Source organism: Streptomyces sp. NPDC092370 (assembly GCF_044755265.1).
Classification (GTDB): Bacteria; Actinomycetota; Actinomycetes; order Streptomycetales; family Streptomycetaceae; genus Streptomyces.
This window is the reverse complement of sequence record NZ_JBIVQO010000017.1, coordinates 123,232-135,755: the sequence shown is the minus strand read 5'-3', so window position 1 is coordinate 135,755 and position 12,524 is coordinate 123,232. Positions and strand designations below refer to the sequence as shown.

The following is a 12,524-nucleotide window of genomic DNA, read 5'->3' as shown; positions in this document are numbered from 1 at the left end:
GGCGTGACCACCCGCGTACGAGCCACCGTGACCACCCTGTTGGACGCCCTCCGACGACGATCCACCGCCGTTGTCGCCGCACGAATTGCCGACCGACCGGTTGAGCACACCGATGACGTCGACACTGTTACCGCACACGTTCACCGGCACGTGCACCGGCGCCTGGACGAGGTTGCCCGAACCGACGCCGGGCGAGTCGGTGGCGTGACCACCCGCGTACGAGCCACCGTGACCACCCTGTTGGACGCCCTCCGACGACGATCCACCGCCGTTGTCGCCGCACGAATTGCCGACCGACGGGTTGAGCACACCGATGACGTCGACCGTGTTGCCGCAGACGTTCACCGGCGCGTGCACCGGCGCCTGCACCGAGTTCCCGGACAGCACGCCCGGCGATCCCGAAGCGGCGCCCTGGGCGCTCGATGCGGCGTGCGCGGAGCCGCCCGCGGCGGCGATCACGCCGGTCGCGGCCGCCACGGTCATCAGACCCTTGCGGGTAGCCTGTCGCATTGCTGAATACCTGCCTTCGACCCTGTCTTGAATTCTTCTCGAATTCCTCGAAAGAAGCGTTCGGCCCCGGAGCGCATGGCACGCACTCCGGGACCAACGGCTCGGAACTCCCCTCAGCGAGGGGAAAGCATCACTGGTTGATGCAGGTGTTGCCGAAGGCAGGGTTCAGCAGCCCGATCACGGAGACCGTGTTGCCGCAGGCGTTCACCGGGATGTGAACGGGCGCCTGAACAACGTTGCCGGACAGGACGCCCGGGGAGTGCGTGGCGGTACCCTGAGCACCCGAGTCGGCGACGGCCAGGCCCGCGCCCGCGAGAACCAGCCCACCGGTGGCAGCCGCAGCAGCGACGACCTTCTTGATCATTATTCCTCCTAGTTGGCAAAGCGACCCGTCTTGCGATCGCATGTCGCTCAACGAGGAGGGGGTAATGAGGCTACGAACTTATCGTCGCATTCACTCTTCCCAGTCAATTCCGCACGGGTGCCCGAATAGCGCCCGTCGGCAGGGCGCCTTCAGGACGCGTCGATGAAGCGGTCGAGCACGCGCACGCCGAACCGCAGGCCCTCCACCGGCACCCGCTCGTCCACGCCGTGGAACATGCCGGCGAAGTCCAGCTCCGGCGGCAGCTTCAGCGGCACGAAGCCGAAGCCGCGGATGCCGAGGTCGTCGAAGGACTTGGCGTCCGTCCCGCCGGAGAGCATGTAGGGAATCGCCTTGGCCGTCGGGTCCTCGGCCAGCAGCGCCGACTGCATCGCCGCCACGAGCGCCCCGTCGAAGGTGGTCTCCACGGCCTTGTCGGCGTGGATGTCCTCGCGCCGCACCTTGGGGCCGAGGATGCGGTCGAGGTCGGTGAGGAACTCCTCCTCGTGTCCGGGCAGGAAGCGTCCGTCGACGTGGGCAGTCGCCTCGCCCGGGATGACGTTGACCTTGTAGCCGGCACCGAGCTGCGTGGGGTTGGCCGTGTTGCTCAGCGTCGCGCCGATGAACTTGGCGATGCCGCCGAGCCTCACCAGGGTCGACTCCATGTCCTCCGGGTCCAGCTCGGTACCGAGCGCGTCACCGAGCTCGTCGAGGAAGGCGCGGGTGGTCTTGGTGACCCGCACCGGGAACTTGTGCCGCCCCAGCCGCGCCACGGCCTCGGACAGCTCGGTGATCGCGTTGTCCCGGTGGATCATCGACCCGTGCCCGGCCGTGCCGGCCACGGTGAGCTTCATCCAGCGCATGCCCTTCTCGGCCGTCTGGATCAGGTAGAGCCGGCGCTGCTCGCTCACGGTGAACGAGAATCCGCCCACTTCGCTGATCGCCTCGGTGACGCCCTCGAACAGGTCGGGGTGGTTGCGGACGAGGTGCTTGGCGCCGTACGTGCCGCCGGCCTCCTCGTCGGCGAGGAACGCGAGGACGATGTCGCGCGGGGGCTTGCGGCCGCTGCGCAGCCGGTCGCGGACGACCGCGAGGGTCATCGCGTCCATGTCCTTCATGTCGACGGCCCCGCGACCCCACACGCAGCCGTCGGCGACCTCGCCGGAGAAGGGGTGGTGGGTCCAGTCGTCCGCGTTGGCCGGTACGACGTCGGTGTGGCCGTGGATGAGGAGCGCGGGCCGGGAGGGGTCCTCGCCCTCGATCCGCGCCACGGTGGAGGCCCGGCCCGGGTGGGACTCGAAGATCTGTGGTTCGAGCCCGACCTCGGCCAGCTTCTCGGCGACGTACTCGGCCGCCTTCCGCTCGCCCGGACCCGAGTGGTCGCCGTAGTTGCTGGTGTCGATCTGGATCAGCTCGCGGCAGAGGTCCACGACCTCGTCCTCGCCGGTGACGCTCCTGGCCGTGTCCGTCTCGCTCACGTGCTTCCTCCCGCTGTCACTGCTGGTGGGTCCCCCTCATCCTCTCTCTCCCGCGCCCGCGCCCCAAGGCCGCTCCCGGCCTGTCACAGGCCGTTCACGCCTCGCGGGGGTGTGGAAGGGGGTGATCGGCCACCCTGGAAAGCCTGGTAATGTTTACGTCGTCGCCGCGGGGAGAACCCGCGCGACAGACACCTTGTCCGGGTGGCGGAATGGCAGACGCGCTAGCTTGAGGTGCTAGTGCCCTTTATCGGGCGTGGGGGTTCAAGTCCCCCCTCGGACACATGAGGCTGAGGGCCGCGACCGCGAGGTCGCGGCCCTCGGTCGTTGCCGCGGAAAGGTGACCATGACCAGGCGTTCCTGTCCTTGCGGGCTCCCCCAGGCCTACGAGGCGTGCTGTGGCCGGTACCACTCCGGCGCGGCTGCCGCGCCGGCCGCCGAAGCGCTGATGCGGTCGCGGTACTGCGCCTTCGTGAAGGGGGACGTCGGATATCTGCTGCGGACCTGGCATCCGCGGACGCGGCCCGCAACCCTGGAGTTGGATCCGGGGACGCGGTGGACGGGCCTGGAGATCCTGGAGACGAAGGACGGGTCCGCGTTCCACTCCACCGGCAGCGTGGAGTTCCGGGCGTCGTACCGGGGCGGTTCACTGCACGAGCGGAGCCGGTTCGAACGGGTCGACGGCGCCTGGGCGTACGTCGACGGGGAGTTTCCGGCGTAGCCGCTACGGCGCCAGGATGTCGAGTTCCCGGAGGGCGCCGGCCGTGATCTGGCGGGTCAGCTCCTCCGCCCGGGCCGCGTCGCCCGCGCGGACCGCCTCGGCGACCTGGACGTGCAGGGTGACGGCGGCCGGGTCGGGGTCCTCGAACATCACGTCGTGCTGGGTGCGGCCGGTCAGGACCTCGGCGACGACGTCCCCGAGCCGGGCGAACATCTCGTTGCCGGACGCGTCCAGGATGACGCGGTGGAAGGCGACGTCGTGCAAGAGGTACCCCTCCAGCTTGTGGCCCCGTGAGTGGGCGACCATGCCGAGGGCGCACTCGGTGAGTTCCGCGCACTGCTCCGATGTGGCGTGCCGGGCGGCGAGACCGGCCGCGACCGGTTCGATCGCCGAGCGCAGCACCGTGAGGGACCGCAGCTGCCCGGGGCGGTCGGCGCCCGCCAGCCGCCAGCGGATGACCTGCGGGTCGTAGACGTTCCACTCCGACTTCGGACGGACCGTCACCCCGACACGACGACGCGATTCGACCAGGTACATGGACTCCAGGACCCGGACCGCCTCGCGCATCACCGAGCGTGACACGTCGAAACGCTGGGCGAGCTCGTCCGTACGCAGGACGCTGCCCGGAGGGTACTCACCCGCCGTGATCGCGGGGCCGAGGGTGTCCAGTACGCGGCCGTGCAGCCCCCGGCCCGGTGTGCTCATGCACTCAGCGTACGGGGTAGATCACGCCACCAAAAGGTCAGACTTATTCATCCCGACCTCTTGAATTCGTCATACCTAATGGGTTTCAGTTGCGTCGACATCATGTGTCGACCTCGGACAGCAGGCAGTGAGGCAGCGATGAACACCCCCCATGTCGTCGTGGTCATGGGCGTAGCGGGCACCGGCAAGAGCACCATCGGTCCCCTGCTCGCGGCCCGGCTCGGCGTTTCGTACGCCGAGGGCGACGACTTCCACCCGTCGGCCAACATCGCCAAGATGTCGGCCGGTACTCCCCTCACCGACGAGGACCGTCTGCCCTGGCTCGACGCCATCGGCGCGTGGGCGCACGGGCGGGCCGGACTCGGCGGGGTGGTCAGCTGCTCGGCGCTGAAGCGGTCGTACCGCGATCGGCTGCGGGCCGCCGCACCGGGCGTGGTCTTCGTGCACCTCACGGGTGAGCGGACGCTGATCGAGGAGCGGATGTCGCACCGGCAGGGGCACTTCATGCCCACCGCGCTGCTCGACTCCCAGTTCGCCACGCTCCAGCCCCTTCAGGCGGACGAGGCGGGGATCGGTGTGGATGTCGCGGGCGGCCCGGAGGAGATCACCGAGCGGGCGGCGCACGCCCTGGCGGACCTCCCCGAGCCCTCCCGGTAACCCCTGGCGCCTTCTCCCCCCTCCCCCCTCCCCCCTCCCCAACGCAAGGGAACCACCGTGACCGGACTCAGCGTCGAGATGCTGGCAGCGGACGCACCCGAGCCGATCACCTCGGCCGGCCACGCTCAGCTGGGCATCGCCGTCCTGGCGGGCATCGCCGTCATCGTCCTGCTCATCACCAAGTTCAAGCTGCACGCCTTCCTGTCGCTGACCATCGGGTCGCTGGCGCTCGGTGCGATCGCCGGGGCGCCGCTGGACAAGGTGCTCCTCAGCTTCAGCGCCGGCCTCGGCTCCACGGTCGCCGGCGTCGGTGTGCTGATCGCCCTCGGGGCGATCCTCGGCAAGATGCTCGCCGACTCCGGTGGCGCCGACCAGATCGTCGACACCATCCTCGCCAAGGCCGGCGGGCGGTCGATGCCGTGGGCGATGGTGCTGATCGCCTCCGTGATCGGGCTGCCGCTGTTCTTCGAGGTCGGCATCGTGCTGCTGATCCCGGTGGTCCTGATGGTCGCCAAGCGCGGCAACTACTCGCTGATGCGCATCGGCATCCCGGCGCTCGCGGGCCTGTCCGTGATGCACGGGCTGGTGCCGCCGCACCCCGGTCCGCTGGTCGCGATCGACGCGGTCGGGGCCGACCTCGGCATCACGCTGGCGCTCGGCGTCCTCGTCGCCATACCCACGGTGGTCATCGCCGGTCCGGTGTTCTCCAGGTACGCGGCCCGCTGGGTGGACGTCCCCGCGCCCGAGAACATGATTCCGCAGCGCGCCTCCGACGAGCTCGACAAGCGGCCCGGATTCGGCGCCACCCTGTTCACGGTGCTGCTGCCGGTGATCCTGATGCTCGCCAAGGCACTGGTCGACATCGTCGTGGACGACCCCGAGAACCTGGTGCAGCGGATCTTCGACGTCATCGGCGCCCCGATGATCGCCCTGCTCGCCTCGGTGCTGGTGGGCATCTTCACGCTGCTGCGGCCCGCCGGGTTCGGCAAGGAGCGGATCCCGCCGCTCGTCGAGAAGGGCCTCATGCCGATCGCGGGCATCCTGCTGATCGTCGGCGCGGGCGGCGGCTTCAAGCAGACCCTGATCGACTCCGGCGTCGGCCGGATGGTGCTGGAGATCTCCGAGGACTGGTCGATCCCGGCGCTGCTGCTGGCCTGGCTGATCGCGGTGGCGATCCGGCTGGCGACCGGTTCGGCGACGGTGGCGACGGTCTCGGCCGCCGGTCTGGTCGCCCCACTCGCCGCCGACATGTCGACCACGCACACCGCGCTGCTGGTCCTCGCCATCGGCGCCGGCTCGCTCTTCCTGAGCCACGTCAACGACGCCGGATTCTGGCTGGTCAAGGAGTACTTCGGCCTCAGCGTCGGCCAGAACCTGAAGACCTGGTCGGTCATGGAGTGCATCATCTCCGTGGTCGCGGGCGGCATCGTCCTGCTGTTGTCCCTCGTGATCTAGGAGCGCCGCGGCGGTGGCGCCTCACCCCCCTCTTCGACAGCCGTACGGCCGTGGTCACCGGCTCCGGCCGGGGCATCGGACCCGCCCTCGCGCACGGGCCGGCGGAGGCCGGCTGCACGGTCGTCCTGAACGGGCGCGACCAGGACCGGCTCGCCGAGGCACCGCCGAACCGCCCGGTGACCGCGCGGACACGGCCGCGTTCGACCTGACCGACGGATCATCGGTGGTCTTCCTCGGAGGTCGCCGAGGTCGAGGAGCGGGTGGACCCGCTCGACATCCTCGTCGACAAACGCGGGCAGGCAACGGCGTGCCCCTCGTCGGCGAGGGCGGGTGCGGGTGTGGTGTGGCTTGAGGGTGCGGGTGTGGTGTGGCTTGAAGCGCAGTTCCCCGCGCCCCCGAACGGCTACGGGCGCCACAGAGGGTGCTCTCGGTCTGCCCAGGCTCTGGTCACCGTGCCGGTGCGCATACCCCTTCTGGCCTCCGGGTCCGCCAGGGCCATGCCGATGTGGCCGGCCAGGACGATGCCGATGGTGAGGGCCAGCCAGTCGTGGACGAAGGTGGCGCTGGTGCGCCAGAGGATGGGGGTGAGGTGGGTGAACCACATCATCACGCCGGTGGCGAGCATGACCAGTGTGGCGCCGGCGATCCAGGCCGCGTAGATCTTCTGGCCGGCGTTGAACTTGGCCGCGGGGCGGGACGCGTGGCGCTTGTCGCGGTGCAGGGCGGCGCGCAGCCAGGTGCGGTCGTGCGGGCCGAAGCGGTTGAGGCGGCCGAGGTCGGCGCGGAACGTGCGGGAGGCGAGGCCGGCCAGGACGGGTACGGGCAGGGCGAGGCCCGCCCACTGGTGCAGGGTGACGACCAGCGCGCGGCGGCCGACGAGTTCGGCGAGCTGGGGGATGTAGAGGCAGGCCGCCGTGACGACGCAGAGGCCCATCAGTGCGGCCGTCGTGCGGTGGATCCAGCGCTGCACAGGGGAGAAGCGGCGCACGTCGACCGTGGTCGGCGGCGTGTCAGCTCGTAGGCTCATCGTCCCGTCCGTTCGAGCGGCCCACCCAGGCGTCGACGTCGTAGCCGCGCTCCTCCCAGTAGCCCGGCCGGACCTCGTCGGTGACGGTGATGCCGGAGAGCCACTTGGCCGACTTGTAGAAGTACATGGGCGCCACGTAGAGGCGGACCGGGCCGCCGTGCGAGTGGCCGAGGTCCTTGTCCTGCATGCGCAGGGCGACCAGGACGTCGGCGCGGCGGGCTTGGTCGAGGGTGAGGCTCTCGGTGTACGTGCCGTCGAAGCAGGTGAAGCGGACGGCCCTGGCCGTGGGGCGGACCCGGGCCGCGTCCAGGAGCCGGGACAGGCGTACGCCCTCGAAGGGGGTGTGGGGCACACGCCAGCCCGTGACGCACTGGACGTCGCGGACCATGCGGGTCTGGGGAAGGGCCTTGAGATCGTCGAGGGTGTAGGTCGTGGGGCGGTCGACCAGGCCGTCCACGGTGAGGCGGTAGCCGCGGGCGTTCTTGCGCGGGACGGACGTGGCGACCGAGTAGTAGCGGAAGCCGCCGCCGTTCGGGAGCAGGCCGGTCAGTCCGGTGGGGTCCTTGTCGGCCGCGCCGCCGAGGAAGCCCTCCAGGCCGCGTTGCAGCGGGGGCGCGGCGACCACGCCGACGGCTCCCAGGGCGAGGGTGCCGAGGAAGACGCGGCGGCCGATCGGGGCACCCCGCTCTTCGGGGTGTTCGTCGTTCACACCCTCGTGTACGTCCTCGTTCACGTTGTCATTCGAACACCCGCGGCCCCGGTGCGACAGGGGGCGCGGGTGCTCGTCAGATTTCCGTAACCACTTCTTGCGCGGGCCGCGTCAGGAGGAGGCCGCCTTGTCCAGTTGGAACGCCTCGTTGCCGAGGCCGATCCGGGCGTGCCTCTCGGGGGCGCGGGCGCGCAGTACCAGGCCGAGGACGACGCCTGCGAGCGCGGCGAGGCCGACGGTGCCGGGCAGCACCCAGCTCAGCGAGGAGTCGGGGCCGGCGCCGACCAGCACCTCGAAGTCCTTCACCGTGTATCCGGCGATGACCAGCAGGGCGATGCCCGCGAGCGCGGAGGTGACCAGCCGCCAGGCCTGGGTGCCCGCGGCGCCGCGGCGGACGAAGAAGACGACGACCGACAGGGAGGCCGCCGCCATCAGCACGATCACGCCGAGGGCACCGATGTTGCCGAACCAGGTGAACAGGTGCAGCACGGGCGCGGTCGGGTCACCGGCCGGCTTGTCGTCGGTGATCGCGAAGGCGGCCACGACCACCACGGCCACGACGGTCTGGAGCAGCGAGCCGGTGCCCGGGGCGCCGCTGCTGCCGCTGGTGCGGCCGAAGGCGGCGGGCAGCAGGCCCTCGCGGCCCATGGCGAAGGCGTAGCGGGCGACGACGTTGTGGAAGCTGAGCAGCGCGGCGAACATGCCGGTGACGAACAGGATGTGCAGGACGTCCGTGAAGGTGCCGCCGAGGCGGGACTCGGTGAGGAAGAACAGCAGTCCGGCGCTCTGCTTCTGGGCCGTGCCGACGACGGCGGAGGGGCCGGTGGCGACGGTGAGGGCCCAAGAGCTCAGCGCGAAGAAGACGGCGACCCCGCCCACGGCGAGGAACATCACGCGCGGCACCAGGACGTGCGGGCGGCTGGTCTCCTCGGCGTACACCGGGGCCTGCTCGAAGCCGAGGAACGCGGCGATGCAGAAGCACAGGGCGGTGCCGACACCGGCGCCGGTGAGGGTGTCGGGGTTGAAGGCGTGCAGCGACAGGCCCTCCTTGCCGGGGTCGGTGAGGGCGGCCACGTCGAAGACGACGACCAGGAGCACCTCGACGACCAGCAGTACGCCGAGCACGCGGGCGTTGACGTCGATCTTGAGCCAGCCCAGCAGCCCGACGGCGAGCACGGCCACGAGAGCCGGTATCCACCAGGCGATCTCCACGTCGGCGTAGGTGGCGAGGAGCCCGGAGACCTCGAAGCCGAAGATGCCGTAGATGCCGACCTGGAGCGCGTTGTAGGCGACGAGGGCCACCAGGGCGGCGCTCGCGCCGGCGGTGCCGCCGAGGCCGCGGGAGATGTACGCGTAGAAGGCGCCCGCGTTGTGGACGTGGCGGCTCATCTCGGCGTAGCCGATGCTGAAAAGGATCAGGACGACGCCGAGGAGGACGAAGAGCAGCGGCTGGCCGACAATGCCCATCACCGCGAATGCAGTGGGCATGACACCCGCGACGACCATGAGCGGGGCGGTCGCGGCGAGGACGGAGAGCAGCAGTCCCCCGGTCCCGAGCCGGTCGGCGCGCAGGGCGCGCTCCTGCCCCTTGAACGTACTGATGCCGCCGGTGGCGGATGGGCTCGTTCTCGAACTGTCCGTGGTCATCGGGGGAGCGTCCTCACTCTTCGGGGCGGGGGTGTCAGGCCGTGCCGAGCGCTCCGGCGCGGGCGGCGGCGAAGGCGGTGTGCGGGTCGCGGTCCGGGTACGACCAGGGAGCCGGGGTCGCGTAGCGGCCGATCCGGTGGAACAGGGCGGCGGCCTCGGCGCCCCGCCCCTCGCAGACCTTTGCGTGGGCGAGGAAGTTCAGGTCGATCAGCCGCCGCGGGTGCCCCTCCAGTTCCCACTCCAGCCACCAGTCGAAGGCGGCCTTCATGACCTGCCGGGCGCGGCGGTCCGCCCAGTGGCCGGAGGCGGCCGGGTCGGCGGGTTCGTGCCCGGCGGCGGCCAGCACGCGGTAGCGCTCGGCGTGCGCGATGACCGGCAGGATCGCGAGCGGGGAGTCGGCGGGGGCCTGTTCGGCGGCCCAGTTGGCGAAGTCGTAGACCTCGTGCAGCGGGTCCGGGCCGGCCTCGGTGCGGCGGCCGGCGAGCCGGGCGACCATCAGGTGGTGGGCGTGGTGGTGGTCGGCATACCGGCCGCGGACCGCTTCGAAGCCGCGGACCACGTCCTGGTCACTGCCGAGCGCGCACTCCAGCAGGAGCAGGCCCAGCCACGGGGTGGGATCGGCGGGGGCACGGTCCGCGGCGGCCCGGCAGGCCTCGCGGGCGCGGACCGGCTTGGCCTTGCCGTGCAGGACGCGCCGGACCTCGGCGAAGGCGAGCAGCACGGAGGCGTCGGCGGACTCGGGTTCGGCGAGCAGCCACTCCCGGGCCCACGCGGCGCAGTAGGACTCGCGCGCGAGGACGGTGACGCGGTGGCCCCGCCGGTCCCAGTCGTCGCCGGTGTGCACCAGCAGGGAACGGGCGCTCTGCCAGCGGCCCTGTGCCAGCGCGGCACGGGCGGCCACGAGATCGGCGTCGTCGAGGGCCTCGTCGAAGGCCTGCGCCGCACGTCTGCGGCCGCGGCCGAGGGGAGGCGGGGGTGGGGGCACCGCGAACTTCCTCACGCGCTCTTCTTGTGTTCCGGCTCACGGCGGCAGAGGGAGCGCGTATGAGCGCACTGCCATGAGCTGATCACGCACAGCCAAGCCGCAGCCAATGGTTTCCGTCAAGGCCCGCAGGGGCGTTACACGCGTCAACTGTCGTTACTTGTGAGGGAATTGTGATCCGAGAGGCAGAAGAGGCCAATGTGGTGGTGACCGATTTTCCCCCTTTGCCCTTTGTGACCCACGTCATAGCGCGGGTTGTCATCGCCCCCGACGATGGCATGACGTACGGGCGCGCCGGGCGGAGCCGGCCGGTACAGTCGGCCCTTACGCAACCGTGACCCGACCTGACGATCGAGGTACACCGCGTGTCGGTTCTAGTTATGGCGCTCGCCCTGGGCGCCGCCTGCTGTCTGGGCTTCGGATTCGTCCTCCAGCAGAACGCGGCTCAGCGAGCCCCGCTGAGCGACTTCCTCTCCTTCCGGCTGCTGATCGACCTCGTGAAGGTGCCCCGCTGGCTCGGCGGCATCGCGCTGATGGTGGCCGGCATGGGCCTCGGCGCCGCCGCACTGGGGCAGGGTGAGCTGTCGCTCGTGGAGCCGCTGCTCGCGACGAACCTGCTCTTCGCGCTCGCCCTCTCCCGTCGGCAGACCCGGCAGCCGCTGGGCCGCCAGGGCTGGGCCGGCCTCTTCCTGCTGGCGGGCGGGGTGACCGCGTTCATCGTGGCGGGCCGGCCGGAGGGCGGCGCCGCGACGGCCGATCCGGCACGGCAGTGGGTGATCATCGGGGTCATGATCGGCCTCGCCCTGCTGCTGACGGCCCACGGCAGGCGGTCCCGGCTGAGCTCCGGTCCGGTGCTGCTGGCTCTGGCCGCCGGACTGCTCTACGGCGTGCAGGACGCGCTGACCCGGGTCAGCGGGCAGAAGGCCTCCGAGGACGGCCTCGCCGAGCTGCTCACCGGCTGGGAGCCGTACGCGGTGCTGGCGCTGGGCGTCACGGGGCTGGTCCTCGTACAGAGCGCGTTCGAGACCGCGTCCTTGCGCAAGTCGCTGCCGGCCCTGACCGCGGCCCAGCCGCTCGCCGGGATCGTCTGCGGCGTCGGCTTCCTGGGCGACCGGCTGCGCACCGACGCGGCGGCCTTGAGCTGGGAGGCCGGTGGCCTGCTGGCCGTGGTCGCCGGGATCGTACTGCTGGGTCTGCATCCGGCGATGCCGCAGGGGGCACCGGAGCGGGCACGGGTGGCCACACCCGCGGTGAGCCCGGCCTCGCCCTGACGGACCCCGCCCCTGCGCGGGCACGCGCCCTGCTTGGATGAGGGCATGAGCGCTGCTGACGAGATCCTCGACATCGTCGACGAGAACGACCATGTCATCGGGCAGTTCCCCCGCGGCGAGGTCTACGCCCGGGGCCTGCGCCATCGCTGTGTGTTCATCCAGGCCCGGGACGCCCGGGGCCGCGTCTTCGTGCACCGGCGCACCCCCACCAAGCTGGTCTTCCCCTCCCTGTACGACATGTTCGTCGGCGGAGTCGTCGGCGCGGGCGAGTCCTACGACACGGCGGCCCTGCGGGAGGCCGAGGAGGAACTGGGCGTGACCGGCCTCCCCCTGCCCCGCCATCTCTTCACGTTCCTCTACGACAACGGCTCCGGACGCAGCTGGTGGTCGGCGGTCTACGAGGTCCGCTGCGAGCTCCCCGTACGGCCGCAGGCCGAAGAGGTGGCCTGGCACGATTTCCTGCCCGAGGACGAGATCGAGCGGCGCCTGGACGACTGGGAGTGGGTGCCGGACGGCCTGGCGGCCTACGAGCGGCTCAAGGCGTTCCGGTCGGCCGGCTGAAGCGGAGCCGGGCCGGGCTCCCGGGTAGGGTCGCGCACGTGATCGAGTTCGTGCGGAACGTCCGGTTGTGGTTCGCGCCCGCCGAGGTCCGGGAGGACGGTGAGACGCCCGACTACCGGTTCTCCCTGGCGAACGAACGTACCTTCCTGGCCTGGCTGCGCACCGCGCTCGCGCTGATCGGCGGCGGCTTCGCCGTGGACCAGTTCCTGCCGGATCTGCGCTGGGGCTGGCGGGTCGGGCTGGCGCTCGCCCTGCTGGCGGCGGGCGTGCTCTGCTCGCTGCGGGCCGTCAACCACTGGGTGCGCTGCGAGCGGGCCATGCGCCGGGGCGAGGATCTGCCGGTGTCGCGGTTCCCGGCCCTGCTGAGCCTCGTCGTCGCCGTCGTGGCGGTCGCCATGGTCGTCGTGGTGCTCGTGGGGTGGGAGGGGTGAGCGCCCCGGCCG

14 protein-coding genes, 1 tRNA gene and 1 pseudogene are annotated in these 12,524 nt (G+C 71.2%); 8 read left to right on the top strand and 8 right to left on the bottom strand.

Annotated elements, in window-relative coordinates:
• The 3 genes from ACIQHQ_RS35030 to ACIQHQ_RS35020 all read right to left on the bottom strand — a co-directional run.
• Positions 1-510 (bottom strand): chaplin (locus ACIQHQ_RS35030; protein WP_402620084.1); only part of this gene is annotated, 510 nt, incomplete at its 3' end.
• 130 nt (positions 511-640) lie between these two features.
• The gene (chpH, locus tag ACIQHQ_RS35025; RefSeq protein ID WP_402620081.1) at positions 641-874 is read right to left on the bottom strand and encodes a chaplin ChpH; all 234 of its coding nucleotides are present in this window, start codon (positions 872-874) and stop codon (positions 641-643) included.
• Between the two features lie 149 nt (positions 875-1,023).
• The gene (locus ACIQHQ_RS35020) at positions 1,024-2,349 is read right to left on the bottom strand and encodes a M20/M25/M40 family metallo-hydrolase (RefSeq protein WP_402620078.1); all 1,326 of its coding nucleotides are present in this window, start codon (positions 2,347-2,349) and stop codon (positions 1,024-1,026) included.
• 195 nt (positions 2,350-2,544) lie between these two features.
• On the opposite strand from ACIQHQ_RS35020, the gene ACIQHQ_RS35015 reads away from it, so the two are divergent.
• Positions 2,545-2,629, top strand: a tRNA-Leu gene (locus ACIQHQ_RS35015).
• Between the two features lie 63 nt (positions 2,630-2,692).
• Positions 2,693-3,067, top strand: a complete 375-nt coding sequence (locus tag ACIQHQ_RS35010; RefSeq protein ID WP_402620075.1) for a YchJ family protein — start codon at positions 2,693-2,695, stop codon at positions 3,065-3,067.
• Positions 3,068-3,070: 3 nt separating this feature from the next.
• On the opposite strand, the gene ACIQHQ_RS35005 is transcribed toward ACIQHQ_RS35010, so the two are convergent.
• Entirely contained in the window at positions 3,071-3,772 is a 702-nt protein-coding gene (locus ACIQHQ_RS35005; RefSeq protein WP_402620072.1) for a FadR/GntR family transcriptional regulator, read from the bottom strand.
• Positions 3,773-3,910: 138 nt separating this feature from the next.
• Here ACIQHQ_RS35005 and ACIQHQ_RS35000 point away from each other — a divergent pair, with 138 nt between their 5' ends.
• The 3 genes and pseudogenes from ACIQHQ_RS35000 to ACIQHQ_RS34990 all read left to right on the top strand — a co-directional run.
• Positions 3,911-4,429 carry a gluconokinase gene (locus ACIQHQ_RS35000; protein ID WP_402620069.1) on the top strand — a complete coding sequence of 173 codons (519 nt, stop codon included), beginning with the start codon at positions 3,911-3,913 and terminating at the stop codon, positions 4,427-4,429.
• A 57-nt stretch (positions 4,430-4,486) separates the two neighbouring features.
• The gene (locus ACIQHQ_RS34995) at positions 4,487-5,884 is read left to right on the top strand and encodes a gluconate:H+ symporter (protein ID WP_402620066.1); all 1,398 of its coding nucleotides are present in this window, start codon (positions 4,487-4,489) and stop codon (positions 5,882-5,884) included.
• Between the two features lie 50 nt (positions 5,885-5,934).
• Positions 5,935-6,199: pseudogene (locus tag ACIQHQ_RS34990) on the top strand (SDR family NAD(P)-dependent oxidoreductase); the annotation flags it as partial.
• 88 nt (positions 6,200-6,287) lie between these two features.
• Here ACIQHQ_RS34990 and ACIQHQ_RS34985 read toward each other — a convergent pair.
• The 4 genes from ACIQHQ_RS34985 to ACIQHQ_RS34970 all read right to left on the bottom strand — a co-directional run bounded on the left by ACIQHQ_RS34985 (position 6,288) and on the right by ACIQHQ_RS34970 (position 10,252).
• A complete protein-coding gene (locus ACIQHQ_RS34985) occupies positions 6,288-6,911 on the bottom strand; it encodes a cytochrome b/b6 domain-containing protein (RefSeq protein WP_402620063.1) in 624 nt (207 codons plus the stop codon).
• Complete coding sequence (locus ACIQHQ_RS34980) at positions 6,895-7,620, bottom strand: molybdopterin-dependent oxidoreductase (protein WP_402620116.1); 726 nt, start codon at positions 7,618-7,620, stop codon at positions 6,895-6,897. Before ACIQHQ_RS34980 ends, ACIQHQ_RS34985 begins: the two co-directional genes overlap by 17 nt.
• A 111-nt stretch (positions 7,621-7,731) precedes the next feature.
• The gene (locus ACIQHQ_RS34975) at positions 7,732-9,267 is read right to left on the bottom strand and encodes an APC family permease (RefSeq protein WP_402620061.1); all 1,536 of its coding nucleotides are present in this window, start codon (positions 9,265-9,267) and stop codon (positions 7,732-7,734) included.
• Between the two features lie 34 nt (positions 9,268-9,301).
• Positions 9,302-10,252 carry a hypothetical protein gene (locus ACIQHQ_RS34970; protein WP_402620113.1) on the bottom strand — a complete coding sequence of 317 codons (951 nt, stop codon included), beginning with the start codon at positions 10,250-10,252 and terminating at the stop codon, positions 9,302-9,304.
• Between the two features lie 362 nt (positions 10,253-10,614).
• On the opposite strand from ACIQHQ_RS34970, the gene ACIQHQ_RS34965 reads away from it, so the two are divergent.
• From ACIQHQ_RS34965 to ACIQHQ_RS34955, 3 genes are read left to right on the top strand one after another with little or no spacing between them, the layout of a single operon-like run.
• Positions 10,615-11,520 carry a DMT family transporter gene (locus tag ACIQHQ_RS34965; RefSeq protein ID WP_402620058.1) on the top strand — a complete coding sequence of 302 codons (906 nt, stop codon included), beginning with the start codon at positions 10,615-10,617 and terminating at the stop codon, positions 11,518-11,520.
• 45 nt (positions 11,521-11,565) lie between these two features.
• On the top strand, positions 11,566-12,081 hold the full coding sequence (locus tag ACIQHQ_RS34960; RefSeq protein ID WP_402620056.1) for an NUDIX hydrolase: 516 nt from the start codon (positions 11,566-11,568) through the stop codon (positions 12,079-12,081).
• A 38-nt stretch (positions 12,082-12,119) separates the two neighbouring features.
• The gene (locus tag ACIQHQ_RS34955) at positions 12,120-12,512 is read left to right on the top strand and encodes a YidH family protein (RefSeq protein WP_104778612.1); all 393 of its coding nucleotides are present in this window, start codon (positions 12,120-12,122) and stop codon (positions 12,510-12,512) included.
• Positions 12,513-12,524: the final 12 nt, after the last annotated feature.